General features: G+C 36.8%; 17 protein-coding genes, 1 tRNA gene and 1 other annotated feature. All 18 genes read right to left on the reverse strand.

All coding sequences use genetic code 11. From position 1 onward, the window contains the following. Positions 1–298: 298 nt before the first annotated feature. Entirely contained in the window at positions 299–1,351 is a 1,053-nt protein-coding gene (locus tag BLQ56_RS00230) for a tetratricopeptide repeat protein (protein WP_090849006.1), read from the reverse strand. 147 nt (positions 1,352–1,498) lie between these two features. Further along, positions 1,499–2,089: a 3-isopropylmalate dehydratase small subunit gene (leuD, locus tag BLQ56_RS00235; RefSeq protein ID WP_090849008.1), complete on the reverse strand. Its 591-nt coding sequence runs from the start codon at positions 2,087–2,089 to the stop codon at positions 1,499–1,501. A 17-nt stretch (positions 2,090–2,106) separates the two neighbouring features. Next, on the reverse strand, positions 2,107–3,516 hold the full coding sequence (gene leuC / locus BLQ56_RS00240) for a 3-isopropylmalate dehydratase large subunit (RefSeq protein WP_090849010.1): 1,410 nt from the start codon (positions 3,514–3,516) through the stop codon (positions 2,107–2,109). Positions 3,517–3,641: 125 nt separating this feature from the next. Further along, a complete protein-coding gene (gene leuB / locus BLQ56_RS00245; protein ID WP_090849012.1) occupies positions 3,642–4,757 on the reverse strand; it encodes a 3-isopropylmalate dehydrogenase in 1,116 nt (371 codons plus the stop codon). Positions 4,758–4,891: 134 nt separating this feature from the next. After that, positions 4,892–6,433, reverse strand: coding sequence for a 2-isopropylmalate synthase (locus tag BLQ56_RS00250; protein WP_090849014.1), 1,542 nt, complete (start codon positions 6,431–6,433; stop codon positions 4,892–4,894). After that, positions 6,420–7,451: a ketol-acid reductoisomerase gene (ilvC, locus tag BLQ56_RS00255; protein WP_090849016.1), complete on the reverse strand. Its 1,032-nt coding sequence runs from the start codon at positions 7,449–7,451 to the stop codon at positions 6,420–6,422. The genes BLQ56_RS00250 and ilvC overlap by 14 nt, the downstream gene beginning before the upstream one ends. Before the next feature lie 86 nt (positions 7,452–7,537). Beyond that, complete coding sequence (ilvN, locus tag BLQ56_RS00260; protein WP_090849018.1) at positions 7,538–8,053, reverse strand: acetolactate synthase small subunit; 516 nt, start codon at positions 8,051–8,053, stop codon at positions 7,538–7,540. Further along, positions 8,050–9,768: an acetolactate synthase large subunit gene (ilvB, locus tag BLQ56_RS00265; RefSeq protein ID WP_090850008.1), complete on the reverse strand. Its 1,719-nt coding sequence runs from the start codon at positions 9,766–9,768 to the stop codon at positions 8,050–8,052. The genes ilvN and ilvB overlap by 4 nt, the downstream gene beginning before the upstream one ends. 84 nt (positions 9,769–9,852) lie before the next feature. After that, positions 9,853–10,115: a binding site (T-box leader), on the reverse strand. A gap of 40 nt (positions 10,116–10,155) precedes the next feature. Continuing rightward, entirely contained in the window at positions 10,156–11,061 is a 906-nt protein-coding gene (gene ilvE, locus BLQ56_RS00270; protein WP_090849020.1) for a branched-chain-amino-acid transaminase, read from the reverse strand. A 528-nt stretch (positions 11,062–11,589) separates the two neighbouring features. Beyond that, positions 11,590–11,666: transfer RNA gene (locus BLQ56_RS00275), tRNA-Arg, on the reverse strand. Between the two features lie 208 nt (positions 11,667–11,874). Further along, positions 11,875–12,387 carry a metallophosphoesterase family protein gene (locus tag BLQ56_RS00280; protein WP_090849022.1) on the reverse strand — a complete coding sequence of 171 codons (513 nt, stop codon included), beginning with the start codon at positions 12,385–12,387 and terminating at the stop codon, positions 11,875–11,877. 61 nt (positions 12,388–12,448) lie between these two features. Beyond that, positions 12,449–13,045 (reverse strand): XTP/dITP diphosphatase, encoded by a 597-nt coding sequence (locus tag BLQ56_RS00285; protein ID WP_090849024.1) that lies wholly within the window; start codon positions 13,043–13,045, stop codon positions 12,449–12,451. Between the two features lie 11 nt (positions 13,046–13,056). Next, positions 13,057–13,803, reverse strand: coding sequence for a ribonuclease PH (rph, locus tag BLQ56_RS00290; protein WP_090849026.1), 747 nt, complete (start codon positions 13,801–13,803; stop codon positions 13,057–13,059). Positions 13,804–13,912: 109 nt separating this feature from the next. Further along, on the reverse strand, positions 13,913–14,986 hold the full coding sequence (locus tag BLQ56_RS00295; RefSeq protein WP_090849027.1) for a GerMN domain-containing protein: 1,074 nt from the start codon (positions 14,984–14,986) through the stop codon (positions 13,913–13,915). A 355-nt stretch (positions 14,987–15,341) separates the two neighbouring features. Continuing rightward, positions 15,342–16,136, reverse strand: a complete 795-nt coding sequence (gene racE / locus BLQ56_RS00300; RefSeq protein ID WP_090849029.1) for a glutamate racemase — start codon at positions 16,134–16,136, stop codon at positions 15,342–15,344. A gap of 9 nt (positions 16,137–16,145) precedes the next feature. After that, positions 16,146–16,604 (reverse strand): MarR family winged helix-turn-helix transcriptional regulator, encoded by a 459-nt coding sequence (locus tag BLQ56_RS00305; protein ID WP_090849032.1) that lies wholly within the window; start codon positions 16,602–16,604, stop codon positions 16,146–16,148. A gap of 424 nt (positions 16,605–17,028) precedes the next feature. Next, complete coding sequence (gene gerE / locus BLQ56_RS00310; RefSeq protein ID WP_078545247.1) at positions 17,029–17,253, reverse strand: spore germination transcription factor GerE; 225 nt, start codon at positions 17,251–17,253, stop codon at positions 17,029–17,031. A 337-nt stretch (positions 17,254–17,590) separates the two neighbouring features. Further along, complete coding sequence (locus BLQ56_RS00315) at positions 17,591–19,267, reverse strand: glycerol-3-phosphate dehydrogenase/oxidase (RefSeq protein ID WP_090849034.1); 1,677 nt, start codon at positions 19,265–19,267, stop codon at positions 17,591–17,593. Between the last annotated feature and the right edge of the window lie 45 nt (positions 19,268–19,312).

Consider the following 19,312-nt stretch of genomic DNA (forward strand, 5'->3'; position numbering starts at 1 on the left):
ACGATTATGTATTTTTCTACTTTTACTTATTAAGATAACGAAATGCTATGTATTTGTAAAATCAAACAACCTTGCGGTGATCATTGTCAATTATTAACAAGTCATTATCTAGTTATACTGTCATGTGTCATGCTTATGTAGGTATTGCTTTGTTTTGTTAATCCTTACAAGCATTTTACAACCACTACATTATAACACACAATATAAAGCTTTCAACAGCTAGAATTTGTAAAAAATCTTGAAATACCGTTCAAGAAACGTTGGTTTAATTGAATATTACAACGATTGGTAAAATGTACTATTCATATAAGTAAGAAATTTCTTCAAGTTTTTGTATTTTATCGATTGCCTGCTTTAGTTCAAATATAGTGACACCATATAATTCTTCTAACTCACTATTCTCAATCTCGATGCCATGCAATTCATAACCATACAAATGAAGTGCTGCTGACCAAATAGAACTATTTTCCTCTTCAGGTATAAATGGAAAAAGAATAAAAAGAACTCTCATCCAGATCTCTTTAGTTACCTCATATAGCGTTGGATTCTCGTTTCCTAGCTGGTCTTCTAAAGTTCTAAGAACCCTCATTGAGTAATCGTCTGTTAATATATCGCCCATCTTTGCGGGGACTACCTCTACTGTTTGCCCAAATTTTTCAACTACCATCGTATTATGTATATTTTGTTCCATCATCAGTTGTAAGAGTAAGGTTTTAATCATGGGGTCTTTTGAGGGATTACCCAGAAATTCGTTAAGTAACTCTAGGTCCTTATGTAAACTATATTCTTTAATCCCATGCACAAATACTGCTTGCTCATTCCGATCCCCGCGGTCAAGTAAGACATCTTGAATTCGCTCTGTAAGAGTATACTCAACGACGCTCTCTTCATCTTCCACATCTAATTCATATAACTCATCACCTGAAATGATCATCTTCTTGCTTAATTCTAACAGTTGGTAAAAGCTTTCTGCATATTTTGAAGGGACTTGATCCTCCTCAAGCACTGCCTCTATTGTTTCTTTAACCTCCTGATATTGTCTTAACTGGATGAGAATCGTCAGGTAGACTTGTAAGACATTAAAGTAATCTCCAATATCATGATGTAACATTAACTTACAACGATCCTTCGCTTCTTCAAGATCTCCCAGTTCCAATAAGCAGAGAACAATTCCTAAATCTATTTCATCATGTTCTCCTGCGAGTTCCTTTGCCTGGTACAATAATGAAAGAGCATCTTTGTAATTCTTACTTTTTAATGCTTCTAAGCCCTTTTCAATGAGTCTTTCTTTAAGCTTCGGAAACTGAATAACTGTTGCTTTATGGTTTTCTTCATTATTTTGGTTACTCATTAAGTCAAATCAGCTCCATACATCTGTCATTCTCTAAGTGTAGCAATCAATGTATGAGAATACAATACCCACAAGACTAACTGAATAAAATTGAATCTAATTTATCAATAGACTTTTTTTCATATAAAAAAGGTGAGTAATCTCACCTTAGGCACGTACAGTTTGCTTCTCATATTCTTCTATTTTATCTTCATATGCTAGCGTTAAATCAATCTCATCCCATCCATTTACGAGCATCTCTCTCCAGTGATGATCAATGACAAACGATCTTACAAAACCATTGTTATCTTGAATCGTTTGCTCTTTTAAGTTAACTGTGCATTCATAATCTGCTGATTTAGATTGTTCAAGTAGATATTCAATATCTGCCTTATCTAAATAAATGGGTAGCATCCCATTTTTTAAACAGTTATTGTAAAAAATATCAGCGAAATTAGGTGAAATTATAATTTTGAACCCATAATCCTGAAGCGCCCATGGAGCATGCTCCCTTGAAGATCCACATCCAAAGTTCTCATTTGCAACAAGAATTGACGTCCCACTATTCTCAGGTTTGTTTAACTCAAAATCTGGGTTTAATGTTTCATCATCAAGATAACGCCAATCATAAAATAGAAAACGTCCAAATCCTGTTCTCTCAATTCTTTTTAAAAATTGCTTTGGAATAATTTGATCTGTATCAACATTAACACGATCTAACCCTGCAACTTTACCCGTATGGATGATAAATGGTTCCATTCCTACTCACTCCTTTACTAGACAGAGGCTGTCTCTAATTTTCGAATATCAACAAATTTACCGTAAAGTGCTGCAGCTGCCGCCATGGCAGGACTTACAAGATGTGTTCTAGCACCCTTACCTTGTCTTCCTTCAAAATTACGGTTTGATGTAGAAGCACATCTCTCTCCAGCTGGGACAACGTCTGGATTCATACTCAAGCACATACTACAGCCAGCATCTCTCCACTCAAAACCAGCTTCAATAAAGACTGCAGATAATCCTTCTTCTTCAGCTTGCTTTTTAACCTGTTGTGAACCTGGTACAACCATCGCGCGTACATTAGCTGCTACCTTTTTCCCTTTAACGACCTCTGCAGCTTCTCTTAAATCACTAATACGGGAATTTGTACAGGAACCGATGAAAACATGTTGAACCTCAACCTCACTAATTGGAGTACCTGGTGTCAATCCCATATATTCATAGGCACGGTGTGCGGCTTTTTTATCAACTTCAGCCTCATAATCATCAGGTGTTGGAATCGTATCCTCAATAGTAATACTCATTGATGGATTTGTTCCCCAAGTAACCGTTGGTGCAATTTCTTCTGCTTTAAGATGAACGACTCTGTCATACTCTGCACCCTCATCTGTTGCAAGACCTTTCCAGAATTCAACTGCTTCATCAAATTGTCTACCCTGAGGGCTATATTTTCTTCCCTTTAAATAGGAGAAAGTTGTTTCATCAGGAGCAATTAATCCTGCTTTAGCACCAGCTTCGATTGACATATTACAAACAGTCATACGCTCTTCCATTGACATATTACGAATTACGCTACCTGTAAATTCAATAACATAACCTGTTCCAAAATTTATCCCATACTTACGAATGACAGAAAGGATCACATCCTTAGCTGAAACTCCCTTAGCCAATGTACCAGAAATATCAACTTGTAAAGTCTTCGGTCGTTGTTGCCATAAGGTTTGTGTAGCTAATACGTGCTCTACCTCACTTGTTCCGATACCGAAAGCTAGCGCACCAAAAGCACCGTGTGTAGAGGTATGACTATCCCCACAAACAATCGTTTTGCCAGGAGAAGTTAATCCTAACTCTGGTCCAATTACATGGACTATTCCCTGTTCAGGACTATTTAAATCTGCTAATGGAATCCCAAAGTTTTTACAATTCTGTTCAAGTGTTGTCATTTGCAATGAAGCAATTTCATCTTGAACCACAAATCGATTTATTGTTGGTACGTTATGATCCATCGTTGCGAAGGTTAAATCGGGTCTTCTGACTTTACGGTTTTTCAAACGTAACCCTTCAAAAGCTTGAGGTGATGTAACTTCATGAACTAAATGTAAATCAATATATAATAGATCTGGCTTACCCTCTTCTCTATTAATTACATGATTTTCCCATACTTTTTCAATAATTGTTTTTGCCATATCAATTCCCCCTTCCTTAAAGCTAAAAGTTAAGGCTGAAAAGAGTAAAAAAATAGATTCTAGAACAAACCTATTTTTTTATTAAACTCTTGTTCATTCCTTTCCTTTTTCTATTAATCAATCACTTATGCATATGCAGACATAATGCTAGAAATTGCTCCATCCTCAATTAATGCCGCTTTAATTTGATCAATTATTTCTGTTGTTTGAACAGGTGATTTGCCAGCCCTTTGTATATCAGCTGTACGATGTCCTGCGGAAATCACTTGATCTACTGCTCTCTCTATCGCTTTGGCTTCCTTTTCCATGCCAAACGATAATCTTAGCATCATTGCAGCTGATAGAATTGTAGCAATTGGATTCGCAATATTCTTCCCTGCAATATCCGGCGCAGAACCATGAATTGGCTCATATAATGAAGGACCATCACTTGATAGACTAGCAGAAGGTAACATTCCCATTGACCCAGTTAGCATGGATGCTTCATCACTTAAAATATCGCCAAACATATTCTCTGTTACAACTACATCAAATTGTTTTGGATATCGGATTAATTGCATGGCTGCGTTGTCAACTAACATATGCTCAAGTTCCACTTCAGGAAATTCTTTTGAAATTCCCTCTGCCACTTCACGCCACATACGACTTGACTCTAGTACATTTGCTTTATCGACTGAAGTGACTTTTTTCCTGCGGGTTTGAGCCATTTCAAATGCTTTATAGATGATACGCTCCATTTCTGAGCGCTTATACTGAAGTGTGTCAACAACCGTCTCTTCCCCATTTTCGTCGACTGAACGTCCACTCGGTTTTCCGAAATATAATCCCCCTGTTAATTCACGCACAATGACGAAATCAACACCCTCGATAATATCCTGTTTCAATGGTGATATATCTGTTAAGGCATTATAAGTAGTTACAGGACGAATATTAGCAAATAAATTTAATGCTTTGCGGATTTGTAGAAGGCCTTTTTCAGGGCGTAAATATGCTGGGTTTTGATCCCACTTCGGTCCCCCAACAGCGCCTAATAATACCGCATCGCTTTGTTTACAAACGTCAACAGTTTCTTGTGGCAATGGAGTGCCTTCTGTGTCTATCGCTTCTCCGCCAATTAATCCATATTGAAAATGAAATTCATGACCAAATTGCTGACCAATCGTCTTTAATACTTCAATTGCACCTTTACTTACTTCTTTACCGACACCATCACCACGAAGCACCGCAATATTCTTTTTCATTTTTACGCCCTCCTTCTTGAAATTTGTTTCGATTTGTTGAAATGTCCTTCGCAATACTCTTCTTAATAATGGTTAATAAAAGGTACCATTAGTAGAACAGTAATACGAAGGACATCCTTGACCTTTTAGATCTATTAAGAAATGCTTATTTTTTCTTGGTTACTATTTTTAATGTTATACACACGATTTACTGCATTTATATAAGCTTTAGCGGAGGCTTCTAGAACGTCTTGCGCAGTTCCACGTCCACTTGAAACAATACCATCCAATTCAACCTTTACATATACTTGTGCAAGTGCATCACGGCCCGCACCAACTGATTGGATGCGATAATCCTCTAGTACAATTGGTGCCGCAATACATCGTTCCAGTGTGTTATATAGTGCTTCTACACTACCAGCACCAGTTGCTGCCTCTTGGATCGTTTCGCCATCTGCATTTGTTAATGTAATTGTTGCTGTTGGAACTTGGTTTGTACCATATTGCACTTGAAGTGCTGTAAGCACAAAATAGTCTTCATCGTTTGTTAACTGTTGTTCTACTAGTAAAGCACTAATATCTTCTTCAGTAATTTCTTTCTTTTTATCAGCAAGTTCCTTGAATAAAACAAATAGACGGTTAACATCGTCTTCCTCTAGTTGATACCCTAATTCCACTAAATGAGTTCTAAAGGCATGACGTCCTGAATGCTTTCCAAGTACCATAGAATTTGATTTAACACCTACAAGATCAGGTGAAATAATTTCATATGTCGTCTTTTCTTTTAGTACACCATCTTGATGGATACCAGATTCATGTGCAAATGCGTTTTTACCGACTATAGCTTTATTAGGTGGAATAACCATGCCAGTTAGCTTACTTACCAAATCACTTGTTCTCTTGATCTCATCAAGCTTTAAACGTGTGTTAGCTTGATAATAATCCTGGCGAATATGAAGAGCGACAGCTACTTCCTCAAGGGAAGCATTACCTGCACGTTCACCGATTCCATTAATAGTACCTTCTATTTGAGTAACCCCGTTTTCAATCGCAGCTAAAGAGTTTGATACAGCCATTCCTAAATCATCATGACAGTGTGCTGAAAGAACCGCTTTATGAATATTAGGGACATGTTCTTGTATATATGCGAACATTTGACCATATTCCTTTGGGTTAATATAACCAACTGTATCTGGTAAATTAATGACCGATGCTCCAGCATCAATAACCTTCGTAATGATTTTCACTAGGAAATCATAATCTGAGCGACATGCATCCTCAGCAGACCATTGAATGGTTGGAAATAATTTAGCCGCATATTTAACAGAAGAAACGGCTGTTTCAATTACTTCCTCAGGTGTTTGTTTAAGCTTATATTTCATATGAACTGGTGAAGTTGCAATGAAGGTGTGTAGGCGAGGACTAACCCCACCTTTCACAGCTTCCCACACAGCATCTATATCACTTTGTTTAGAGCGTGCAAGCCCAACAACAGATGCATTTTTAATGATATTTGCTACTTGCTTAACTGATTCAAAATCGCCTTTAGATGCAGCAGGAAAACCAGCTTCAATAATATCTACGTTTAGACGTTCTAATTGTCTAGCGATTTCTAGCTTCTCATGTAGGTTAAGATTCACACCTGCAGACTGCTCACCATCTCGTAACGTCGTATCAAAGATATTAATTTTTCGCACTAGCACCCACCACTTCTTTCTTTTGCTTCGATTTAACAAATGGCATCATAGCACGAAGCTTTCTTCCAACTTCTTCAATTTGGTGTTCATTTTCACGGTTATTGATTGCCGTAAATTCTGGACGGTTTGCTTGGTTTTCTAAGATCCAACCTTTAGCAAATTTACCATCTTGGATATCTTTTAATACTTCCTTCATTTCAGCTTTCACGCGATCATCAACGATTCTTGGTCCTGTTACAAAATCTCCCCATTGTGCTGTGTCAGAGATTGAATAACGCATTTCAGCCATTCCACCTTCGTACATTAAATCAACAATTAGTTTCAACTCATGTAAGCACTCGAAGTATGCAACTTCTGGCTGGTAACCAGCTTCTACTAACGTTTCAAATCCAGCTTTTACTAAAGCAGTTAAACCTCCACAAAGGACTGCTTGCTCACCGAATAAATCTGTTTCTGTTTCTTCTTTGAAAGTAGTTTCTAAGATACCTGCACGACCTGATCCAATTGCTTTCCCATATGCTAATGCAACTTCTTTCGCATTACCACTTACGTCTTGATAGATTGCAAATAACGCTGGAACACCTGCTCCTTCAACAAACGTACGACGAACTAAATGACCAGGACCCTTTGGTGCAACAAGGAAAACATCAACGAAATCTGGTGGAACGATTTGGTTGAAATGAATATTGAAACCATGAGCAAATACTAAAGAATTTCCTGGTTTTAATCCTGGCTCAATTTCTTCTTTGTAGATTTTCGGTTGATATTCGTCTGGTAATAACACCATCACTACATCTGCTTGCTCAGCTGCTTCTTTTACTGAATAAACATCTAATCCGTCATTCTTTGCTTGATCCCAAGACTTCCCTGGTCTTAATCCTACAATTACATCTATTCCACTTTCACGCATATTTAAAGTGTGTGCATGACCTTGAGAACCATAACCAATCACAGCTACCTTTTTATTTGTTAGTGCGAAATCATTTGCATCACCGTTATAATATACTTTTGTTGTCATAATTACTCTCTCCCCTAATTGTTTTCTTTTTTTGTTTTATAGTTTTATATTTTTAAAGCGAGTCCGTTTTATAACAGACTTGCAATTTAAACAATTGAATATGGCTTCAATGAAGCATGTTTTTGTGTACCACGTGTGAATGCTGTTGTTCCAGTTCTAGCAATCTCTTTTATTCCATATGACCTTAATAGATCTATTAAAGCTTCTACCTTTTCTGATTCTCCAGTTACCTGGACAACTACACTATCTTTACTAACATCAATAATTGTGGCGCGAAAAGGTTCAATCAATGTATAAATTTCATTTCGATTGGAAGGTGTTGAAACAACTTTGATCAACGCAAGTTCTCTTGCAACAATTGCTTGATCTGTAATATCCATTACTTTTAGAACATCAATTTGTTTATTTAACTGTTTCGTAATTTGTTCTACAACAGCTTCATCATCAGTATGAATAACAAATGTCATTCTAGAAACACCTTCTATCTCGGTGTGACCCACTGTGATACTTTCAATGTTATAGTGACGTTTTGTAAATAACCCTGTAATTCGATTTAATACTCCAGCACGATTATTAACTGTTAAAGTGATAATTCGCTTCAAAATTTAACACCTACCATTTCATGAAGACCTTTGCCTGGTGCTACCATTGGATACACATTCTCATCAGATGTAACCCGGAAATCCATTAGCACTGGACCATCAAATTCAATTGCTTCTTTTAACACCTGGTTTGCTTCTTCTTCAGTTTGTGCCCTAAATGCCTTAATTCCATATGCTTCAGCAAGCTTGATAAAATCTGGCTGATTAGGGATTAGAGAATGTGAATATCTTCCTTCATAGAAGATTTCCTGCCACTGTCTTACCATTCCTAATGATTGATTGTTTACAATCATCACTTTAATTGGAAGTTTTAGTTCATGAATAACCGATAATTCCTGTAAAGTCATTTGGAACCCGCCATCACCAACCAATGACACAACTGTTGCACTTCGATCTGCTAACTGAGCACCAATACTTGCTGGTAATCCGAAGCCCATCGTTCCTAGCCCACCTGATGTAACCCAGTGGTTAGGTTTTTTGAATTTATAATATTGTGCTGCCCACATTTGATGCTGACCAACATCTGTAGTGACGATTGCTTCTCCGTTTGTATATTCATAAACTAGTTCAATTAGTTTTTGCGGCTTTAATGTTTCACTAGATGCTTGATAACATAGTGGGAATTCTTGTTTCCAACCTGAGACCTTATCTCTCCACTCTTGATTATCACCAGGCTTACCGTCTTGATGAATAAGCTGACTCAAAACTTCCTTAGCATCTCCGACAACTGGAATTTTCGTTGTCACTACTTTACCAATCTCTGCGGGATCGATATCAATGTGTGCAATCGTTGCATTTGGAGCAAAATGAGCAAGATTTCCAGTTACACGGTCATCAAATCGTGCACCAATACTTATTAAAAGATCACTTTCGTAAATAGCCATATTAGCTGTATAGGTACCATGCATTCCTGCCATCCCTAAGAATAGAGGATGATCAGCTGGAAAACCGCCTAATCCAAGTAAAGTATGGATGACCGGTACGCTTTGTTGCTCAGCGTATTCTTTTAATTCCTCAGCTGCGTTCCCGTGTAGAATCCCTGCACCAGCTAATATTACTGGCTTTTTCGCGTGGCTTACAGCCTCCACTAACTTGCGAATTTGCAAATGATTAGGCAACACTGTTGGTTGATAACCAGGCAAATTAATTTCTTTGCTGTAATCAAATTCTCCCTCGATAATTGCCAAGTCTTTAGGAATATCGATTAGTACTGGACCTGGACGACCTGTTGTCGCGATATAAAATGCTTCTTTGATAATATTTGGTATCTCACTTACTTCTCGAACTTGATAACTATGCTTGGTTATTGGCATTGTGATTCCTAAAACATCTGCCTCTTGAAACGCATCAGTACCAATCACTGAAGATGCTACCTGCCCAGTAAATACTACTAATGGAAGGGAGTCTATCATTGCATCTGTTAACCCTGTAACAATATTTGTTGCTCCTGGGCCGGATGTAGCAATAACAACCCCTGGCTTCCCTGAAATTCTTGCATAACCTTCTGCAGCATGTATTCCACCTTGTTCATGTCTAGTTAATACATGAAAGATTCCTGCATCATAGATTTTGTCATAAATAGGTAGGACCGCTCCACCGGGATAGCCAAAGATGACTTCAACATTCTCTCTCTTTAGTGATTCTAAGAGCATTTCAGCCCCACTCATTTTAGTTGAAGCTTCTACTTTGCCTTCCACATTCGCTTTTATAGCCATTCCCCTTCTTCCCTTCCTTTGTTTATTTTTTCCAGTTAAAAAAACAAAAGTCTCCTCACCCATAAGACTTAAGTTTCCTTAAGTCAAAGGGGTGAAAAGACTTCATAACACTTTTCACGGTACCACCCTTGTTCATAGCTACATTACTGTAACTACCTTTAGAACAACATAATGTTGCTCGTTTTGATAACGGGTGAGATTACCGTAACACCCGGTCAGTTCTACTCGAACACTTTCAAACTGACACTCGGAGGTGAGTTCATCATTGGAGATATCACCGGCTTCCAGCAACCCGGCTCTCTGAAGATATCAAATCAAAGACTACTTATCCTCTTCTACGTTTTTAAATTTATAAGGCTACTTATCAGCCTATTTTTCAAGCTTTCGTTAAACAGCATTTACATTATCTTGTAGTTCATAGACTTTAACACCGTCTTGAACCACCTTTTCTCTAAATCCTTTTAGGAGTGTTTTAGTATGTTCACCAGGAACTCCTTCTCCTATTACTCTGCCATCCACCTTGATAACTGCAATCACTTCAGCTGCAGTTCCTGTAAGGAATACTTCTTCTGCAGTGTATACATCGTGTCTTGTAAATGGTTCTTCATACACTTCATAATTTAGCTCTCTAGCAATTTCCATGATTGCGTTACGAGTAATTCCTTCAAGTGCACCAACATAAGCTGGTGGAGTGTATAGCTTGCCGTTTTTAATAATAAATACGTTGTCAGCAGATCCTTCTGCAACATATCCTTGGTCATTTAACATTAGAGCTTCACTAACATTTGCTAGATGGGCCTCTATTCTAACTAATACGTTATTCAAATAATTCAGTGATTTTACTTGTGGACTTAGTACATCAGGACGATTTCTACGAGTAGCAACCGTAATAATTTCTAATCCAGTATCGTATAGGTGTTTAGGGAAAATTGCTAGTGGTTCGACAATGATGACCACATTTGCTTTTTTACACTTATTTGGATCTAACCCTAGGTCACCTACACCCCGTGAAATGACTACACGGATATAAGCATCTTTATGATTATTTTTCGCTACTGCTTCACAAATAATATTTGTCAATTCCTCTTGTGTATGAGGAATGGTTAATAAAATTGACTTTGCGGAATTATACAATCGTTTCATATGGTCTTCCATCTTAAATATGTTTCCATCGTAAACGCGTATTCCTTCGAAAACTCCGTCTCCGTATAGAAAACCATGGTCATAGACCGAAATTTTCGCATCTTCTTTTTTAACAAATTGGTCACCTAAGTAGATCCATTGATCACTCACTGATAGACACCCCTTTTTTCCCCTTCGCCGTTAAGACGCTTTAAACTATTGAATTATTAAGGTGCAAAAGATTAATCCTTAACCTATAGCGAACATCAATCATTTGATGTATGAAAAGCGATGGATCCTATTGGTTGCTTTTCGCTTGCTGTTTACCAATTTCTCTTTGCTTTTTTATTATTATTGAGCCTTATATTACGCTCATTTTTGATAAGAGTCAACACCATTTTTTTAATTATTTGATAATTTAGACGAATGGTACAATTTGTATCCGCTTACAATGTTGATTTGTTAGGATTTCTTACTAACAAAAAAATTTCATAATTTTTAAACACGGCTTAAAGCCTTGATGCATCTAGGTATTGAACTGATACGTTATAATTAAGTTCAGGAAATAATTTCTGAAAAAATCCTATTTGATCGAGGTGAATTTTTGAAAATTTCATGAAGGAAATGGTAAGTCTTGGAGTTAAAGTAAAAAATAAAAAAACCTTTCTTCAATTGAAGAAAGGATAGTGTATGTATGAATGGCGTCCCAGGAGAGATTCGAACTCCCGACCGTACGCTTAGAAGGCGTATGCTCTATCCGGCTGAGCTACTGGGACATTTTATGTTTTTATTTTCGCGTTGTTCCCTTAGCGACTTTTTAATTATATAAGCTTAACAACATAAAGTCAACACTATTTGTAAACTTTTTTTAAAAATATAAAAAACCCGATAATGTGTTGATTTTATTGAGGTTGAAGCCCTTTATAGATCAGTGTTCCCGGTCTGAAAAGGGCATATTAAGTAATCCTCACACAAAAAATAGCATTATTCTAACTTAAAATCAGCTGCTAATGTATCAATCAAAGTTCCGTCAAGCTCAAAAAAATCTACTTTCAGGCTATTATCATTCATCTCAAGTATGGCATATGTTCGTTCTTTTCTCATCCTAGGCAAACGTATACTCCCTGGATTAATAAATAATATTCCGTCGATTACCTCAGCCCCTGCTACGTGGGAATGGCCAAAACAAACAATAGTTGCCCCCAGTTCTTCTGCACGATATTTCAGATTCAATAAGGTCATCTTACAATTATAAAGATGTCCATGTGTAACAAACACCGTTCGATTACCAAAGGATTCTGTAATGTCTTCTGGAAAGTTTCGATCAAAATCACAATTTCCTCTTACTTTTGAAAATCCCTTTAATGGTTCAGAAGTATACTCTAATTCTGAATCACCACAATGAATCATTAAGTTAACTTGCTTTTGGTGACGCTCTTTGATCATATTCACTTCATTAGTGAAACCATGACTATCACTTACTATTAATGCTTTCATCCACAAAAACCTTCTTTACTTAAGTTTCCTACTATACATCTCTCAGTTGTTTTCTTAGGTATTAGTTAAACAAATCATTTATCGTTACTTGTAGTTTTTTTAATGCATTTGCACGATGACTAATCTTATTTTTCTCTTCACTCGATAGCTCTGCCATTGTTTTGTTTTGTTCAGGAATGTAGAAGATAGGGTCATATCCGAATCCATTCTTCCCTTCTGGCTTAGTCGTTATAACCCCTTCACATGTACCCTCAACTACATATGTTTCCTGATTTGGAACGGTTACTGAAAGTGCACAGTGAAATCTAGCTGTTCGTTTATCCTGTGGAACACCTTCGAGCCGGTCTAATACTTTTTCAATATTTGATCCATCATTTTTTTCCTCTCCTGCATACCTCGCGGAATATATGCCAGGTTCACCATTAAGAGCATCAATTGATAATCCAGAATCATCTGCAATTACGATACGATTAAATAATGTTGAGATTTGTTGAGATTTTAACTTTGCATTTTCAGCGAACGTTTCCCCAGTTTCCTCAACATCTGTTATTTCGGGGTAATCCAAAAGTGATTTAACAACAAATCCTTTTGTCTTAAAAAGCTGCTCAAAATCCTTTACTTTCCCTTTATTCTTTGTCGCAATTATAATCTCTTTCATGCCATCACCCTCTATTTATTAGCACTGATGAAATTCACCAAATCCCCTAGTGCTTCTTTTTGCTTTGTAACGATTTCAGCAATACCTTTTTCTCCTAAGTCTATCATTTGATCCAATTGGGCCCGTGAAAAGGTTGCTTCTTCACCGGTACCTTGAATTTCTACAAGATTACCTGTACCTGTCATCACAATATTCATATCTACAGCAGCTTTAGAATCCTCAATATAATTTAAATCTAAAATCGCGCCATGCTCTTCATCAATCCCAACAGAAATCGCTGCTAAGTAATTTTCTATGGGAAACTTTGAAATCTTTTGTGTATGATGTAATTTTCCACACGCTAGGACAAGCGCAACAAATGCACCGGTAATAGAAGCAGTTCGAGTCCCACCATCTGCCTGAATCACATCACAGTCTATCCAGATTGTTCTTTCTCCTAGATCCTCTAATTTTACGATTGAGCGAAGAGCACGTCCAATTAGACGTTGAATTTCCATTGTTCTTCCAGTAACCTTACCCTTACTTGATTCACGTATATTCCTCTGTTCAGTTGCTCTTGGAAGCATAGAGTACTCCGCATTAATCCAGCCTTTACCTTGTCCACGCATAAAAGGAGGGATCCGCTCTTCGATACTTGCATTGCAAATTACCTTTGTATCTCCGACATTCACTAATACAGAACCTTCAGGGTGTTTAACATAATTTATTTCAAAATGGATGGGTCTAAGCTCATCTTTTTTTCTTCCATCAACTCGCATACCATTCTCCTATCTTTGATTTTTTTGGTTCCTACAATAATAAAGAAGAGGTGGGCTATTATAGCCTACCTCTTTACCTTTACTTATAGTATATCAAATATGAAATTGATTAAAAACTACCAGTATTGACTTTTTCTGGGCGATTTACAGGCTCAGAAACTGATGTACCAGCTTCATTTACAATTCCTTTTTCACCTTCAACCGTAATCGATACACTTTCGATCCCAGTTTGCTCTGTAAGTGATAATACAATCGTATTTAATACATGTGTTGAAATCATCTTTTCTTCAAAGCTTCCAAAGATTGCCTCATTAAAATCAAGTGTTACTTTTCCATCTGCATAGGATGAACCTAACAATTCTACTTCTCCATGAATATCATTAAATAAATTTCCTGCTAAACCAGGTCCTTTTATCAATTCATTCACAGCTGCGACTACATTATCTTTCTCCGCTGTATCTATTCTTTTCGTAATTGGAACATAATACTCATTTCCATCACTTTCAGCAATAAAATAAACAGTTAGTGGTTTTGTGCTTGTGATGTCAGCTACATCTGAGTTGTCAATATTTATTCCATTTGCACGACTTAACTTTTCTGTAATCGGAGTACCATTTACAGGCATCTCTTCTAACTTATGACCATTTACGCTAATTTCTACATCTTCAATATTTTCAAACTGAGTTAATGTCCAAGTAATGGCTTCTAAAATCTTCTGCTCATCCTCTGCTTTATACTCTGTAAATTCTTTTGAAAAGTCAACAAGTACTGTTGTCCCTTCCATATTTACAGACACCTCAGTATCACGTGGAATTACCGCTCTGAAGCCAGTTGGTAGAATCTCACTGACAGGTCCTCCATCAACAAGGTATTCCACTACTTGTTTTGCTACCCCATCTGTTTTAGGAAGGTCGACCGCTTGAGAAACAACATAACCATTTGCATCGATTAAGTACAATTCTCTAGAAATCGTTTCTTGTGCGGCTTCTTCATCATTCGTTACATCAGTGTTTCCTTCTGTTTTTTCTTGATCAACTGTTTCTACATCATCTGTATAGGACTCATTTTGCGGGGGATCGATCTCCTCCATTGTTTGATCTCCACCAAACAATCCACATCCTGAGAGTAAGACAGAAGATGCGATTACCGTTGAAGCTATTGTATATTTTGTTTTATTACGCATACATATTCCCTCCTAAGCAAGTTTGTACTAATATGTATACGAGCTATTTTTGTTTTTTAGACCAACTTTCAATTTATTTAGGACAAATCCTTTTTTATTGCATTTATAATTACTTAACTTTAACAAGTAAACTTTATTGCCAATTAACTTATTTAGGTTGATCTGCACTCCAGGTGTGTGCTTTCCGCGGGGCAGGTGATGAGCCTCCTCAGAGCGATGCTCCTGCGGGGGTCTCATTCTCCCTGCACATCCCGCAGGAGTCACACATCTTCCGTTCCAATCAACGAACTATACCTATTAAAAATGCAAAAAATCTACTGCTCTCTCTTTGGTAAGAAAGCCAGTAGATTTAGATTTACAGAATAACAGATTTTATATTATTAATTGGTTGTTCGAACCATTTGCTTGCAATTTTGTGAAAAATTTCTTTATCACCTGTAGTTAAAAACAGATGATCTTTTGGTTCATGTGTTTCGTTTAATATAGAGCTATACGAAAGAATTGTACTTACCTCTCTTGCGGTTTCATCCCCAGAACAGATTAACTTGATTTGTCCTCCTAAATAATCCTGGATTGTTTCACGTAATAAAGGATAGTGAGTACAACCCAATATTAAGGTATCTAGTTTCTTTGCCTTAAGTATTACTAATGATTCCGCAACCACTTTGGCCGCTTCCTCTCCTTCGTATTCTCCACTTTCTACAAGAGGTACAAATTTAGGACATGCAAGGCTCTCTACGTTAATTCTTCGGTTAATTGCTTTTAAGGCTTGCTCATATGCACCACTATTTATGGTGCCTACAGTACCAATCACACCTACATGCTTATTTTGGGTGATTTTTAAAGCTGTTCTGGCACCAGGATTAATAACCCCAACCACTGGGATACTTAGCTCATTTTGTATTTCTTCCATTACAAATGCCGTGGCGGTATTACAAGCAATTACTAGCATTTTTATATCATAAGACAATAAATAGTTCGTCAATTCCCATGTGAATTGACGAACCTCTGATTTTGGTCTTGGTCCATATGGACATCTTGCTGTATCACCTAAGTATATAATTTCTTCATTTGGTAATTGTCTCATAATCTCTTTAGCTACAGTTAAACCACCAACACCAGAGTCAATTACTCCAATTGGTCTATCCAAGAAATCCCCTCATTCTTCCTTCATTTCATGATGTAATTTTGATAGGTATTTTTCAAACAGTTGAATATCCTCTTTGCTAAAATCAGTTAACACATCAGAAAGGTAGTCTTGTCGTTTTTTAATAACTTCTTCAATAATGCGCTCTCCTTCTTCAAGTAGATGAATTCTAACAACACGTCGATCATTCGGATCCTTAACTCTCATGACAAGAGTGTTTTTCTCCATACGGTCGACTAAATCTGTCGTAGTACTGCATGCTAAGTACATTTTATTAGATAATTCTCCAATTGTCATGTCTCCATCTTCTAACAACCACTGTAGAGCTATGAATTGAGGAGGTGTAATTGTATAATTACTTAGAATTTCTCGACCTTTTTGCTTAATAATAGCAGAAATATAACGCAATGATTTCTCGATATCTGCAACGACTTTTTTGTCATTTAATATTGTTTCTTCTTGTATCGACATAGCAACCACTCCTAGTTAAAAAATTCTTCTTTTGATGACGTAAGATCCGATGATTAGTACACCCAAGTTGAACGCAACTCACAATCTATTAATTGATCAACAATTGATGTGGAAGCCTCTCATGTGAAAAAAAATTAAATTCACGCCACTTTAATCAGGAGTAAAGAGAGTTTCACTTATCCAATAGGTATATTTACTTTTTAATCTGACCCTAGTTAAGTAATAATGACAAGTAAATAGATATATTATCTTATATTTTCTACTTTTTTCAACAAAATTGCAAGTTTTGTTTTCCTTCTCAAAAATAGTTTGTCTTACCACAACTCCCTTTGCATAGCCCTAGTGTCAAAAACCAGCCATCATTGAAAAGGCACTATAAATAAGCAACCGACTAGCCTAGAAAAAGGATAGTCGGTATAATTGCTTAAAGTTCAAGTTCTCCCATACGAAGGAGCTCTACAACTGCCTGAGAACGCCCCTTAACTCCCAGCTTTTGCATTGCATTCGATATGTGATTACGAACAGTTTTTTCGCTTATGAACAAATCACTTGCGATTTCTTTTGTTGTTTTGTCTTGGACAAGTAATTCGAACACTTCTCTTTCTCTTTTTGTTAGTAATGGTTTAGGTTGAAATTCTTTCTCCTTCAAGTATTGTAACCCTCCTTGCTAAGGTCCGAGCTGAACTACTGGATGGGTATATATTTAGTCAACATATAGTATGTAGCTACCGCTACTACTGTGACTGAAATCAAACACTTTCGGTAACTTATTTATAGTACCTCCAAGTAAAATCAATTCCCTCGGTCACTAAGATTCATCGCTACATGTATTGATATCATATTTAATCTTTAAGGAAATGTGACAAATCTTTAGGAAATCTAATTATTTAATTTATAACAAAAAAAGCATGAATCCCTAATAACGATTCATGCCTAATAAACGATTATTCTAACAAACAACTTATTTTTTAAACTCACCACTCCCATCACCTGATGTTTATTCGTTTATCCATTTTCTGAGTTAAAGCTGCTAGCTCTAAAGCCTTTTCTAATTCGCTTTCATAACATTGCTTTGTTTCTCTTGACCACTTGTAATATGACACCATATAACGTATCACAGGTTGTTTCCATTTTTGAACCCATTCATAATCGAAATAGATGGCTCCTGTTCTCCTTATAAAAAAGTCCACTGGTTTTATTGTCATTTCACATTCAATCGAATACCTAATCATCGCTATTATATATGGGGGCATTCCCACACCTCGTATTTTAGGTACTTCATCCATCATTCTTATAATTTCTGTTATATTGGAACCATACAAACGAACAAGCTTCATAGCAACCTCTTTATCAAGATTAAACTCGACCAATTTTGTGACTTGTTCCGTTTGGAAAGCGTTAAACCCTTGTGATCCTCCTACGTCACCGCCTGATATTGCCAAGTTCTTTGTTTGAGAGCGCTTGTTTATAATTTTAATCTCATCTTTAGATAATGACGCAAGTTGGTCAACCACCATTTCCGCCATTTTTCTGTATCCTGTTAACTTTCCTCCAGCAATCGTAATTAATCCTGAGTCTGATTTCCAGATCTCATCTTTTCTTGAGATTTCTGAAGGATCCTTTCCTTCCTCATGGATCAGTGGACGAAGTCCTGCCCAACTCGACTCAACCTCATCCTCACTAAGGCGAATGCTAGGAAACATATCATGGATCGTTTGAAGCAAATATGTGCAATCTTCTTTTGTAACAGTTGGAGTAGAGATATCCTCTTTGTAAAAAGTATCTGTTGTTCCTACGTAAGTCTTACCATCCCTTGGAATCGCAAATACCATTCGACCATCCTTCGTATCATAATAGATTGCTTGTTTTAACGGAAAGTTTTTCTGATCAATAACAATGTGAACACCTTTCGTTAATCTTAACGTTTTCTTACGTAAGGATTGGTCTTGCTCTCTCAAAGCATCTCCCCATGGACCTGTTGCATTAACTACATTCTTTCCGTATACTGCGTATTGCTCTTGAGTCAACATGTCAATTACATTTACCCCTTTTACCTTCCCATTTTCATAAATTAAGGACTCTACCTTTGTATAATTTAGTGCAGTTACCCCCTTCTCGACACTTTTTTTTATCACTTCAATCGTGAGTCTTGCATCATCTGTACGATATTCAACATAATATCCTCCACCCAATAGTCCTTCACGCTTTATAAGTGGAGCCTTTTCAATCGTTTCTTTTACACTTAGCATCTTCCTTCGTTCTGTTTTCTTCACACCAGCTAAAAAATCATAAACTCTTAACCCAATAGATGTTGTAAATTTACCAAAACTACCACCCTTATGAATAGGTAATAACATCCACTCCGGGGATGTAACATGTGGACCATTTTCATAAACAATTGCTCTTTCTTTCCCTACCTCTGATACTAGTTTAATTTCGAATTGTTTAAGATATCGCAATCCACCATGAATGAGTTTTGTGGATCGACTTGATGTTCCTTCTGCAAAGTCTTGCATATCGAACAATACGGTTTCGAATCCTCTTGTCGTTGCATCTAATGCAATTCCTGCACCTGTAATCCCACCGCCTATAATGAGTAGATCAATTTCTTTTTTTTGAATGGATTTGATGATCTCTGAACGTTTTTTTCCCGAGAAATTCATATCAATCCCTCCTATTGTAGAAATGAAAGAGACCACAAATGACAT

It is taken from the genome of Litchfieldia salsa, assembly GCF_900104555.1.
In the GTDB taxonomy this organism is placed as follows: Bacteria; Bacillota; Bacilli; order Bacillales; family Bacillaceae_L; genus Litchfieldia; species Litchfieldia salsa.

Bases quoted from the DNA above. Each gene is read 5' to 3' on its own strand.
- BLQ56_RS00230 (WP_090849006.1), bottom strand. From the start codon at position 1,351: ATGAGTAACCAAAATAATGAAGAAAACCATAAAGCAACAGTTATTCAG.
- leuD (WP_090849008.1), bottom strand. From the start codon at position 2,089: ATGGAACCATTTATCATCCATACGGGTAAAGTTGCAGGGTTAGATCGT.
- leuC (WP_090849010.1), bottom strand. From the start codon at position 3,516: ATGGCAAAAACAATTATTGAAAAAGTATGGGAAAATCATGTAATTAAT.
- leuB (WP_090849012.1), bottom strand. From the start codon at position 4,757: ATGAAAAAGAATATTGCGGTGCTTCGTGGTGATGGTGTCGGTAAAGAA.
- ilvC (WP_090849016.1), bottom strand. From the start codon at position 7,451: ATGACAACAAAAGTATATTATAACGGTGATGCAAATGATTTCGCACTA.
- ilvB (WP_090850008.1), bottom strand. From the start codon at position 9,768: ATGGCTATAAAAGCGAATGTGGAAGGCAAAGTAGAAGCTTCAACTAAA.
- BLQ56_RS00280 (WP_090849022.1), bottom strand. From the start codon at position 12,387: ATGAAAGCATTAATAGTAAGTGATAGTCATGGTTTCACTAATGAAGTG.
- BLQ56_RS00285 (WP_090849024.1), bottom strand. From the start codon at position 13,045: ATGAAAGAGATTATAATTGCGACAAAGAATAAAGGGAAAGTAAAGGAT.
- rph (WP_090849026.1), bottom strand. From the start codon at position 13,803: ATGCGAGTTGATGGAAGAAAAAAAGATGAGCTTAGACCCATCCATTTT.
- BLQ56_RS00295 (WP_090849027.1), bottom strand. From the start codon at position 14,986: ATGCGTAATAAAACAAAATATACAATAGCTTCAACGGTAATCGCATCT.
- BLQ56_RS00305 (WP_090849032.1), bottom strand. From the start codon at position 16,604: ATGTCGATACAAGAAGAAACAATATTAAATGACAAAAAAGTCGTTGCA.
- BLQ56_RS00315 (WP_090849034.1), bottom strand. From the start codon at position 19,267: ATGAATTTCTCGGGAAAAAAACGTTCAGAGATCATCAAATCCATTCAA.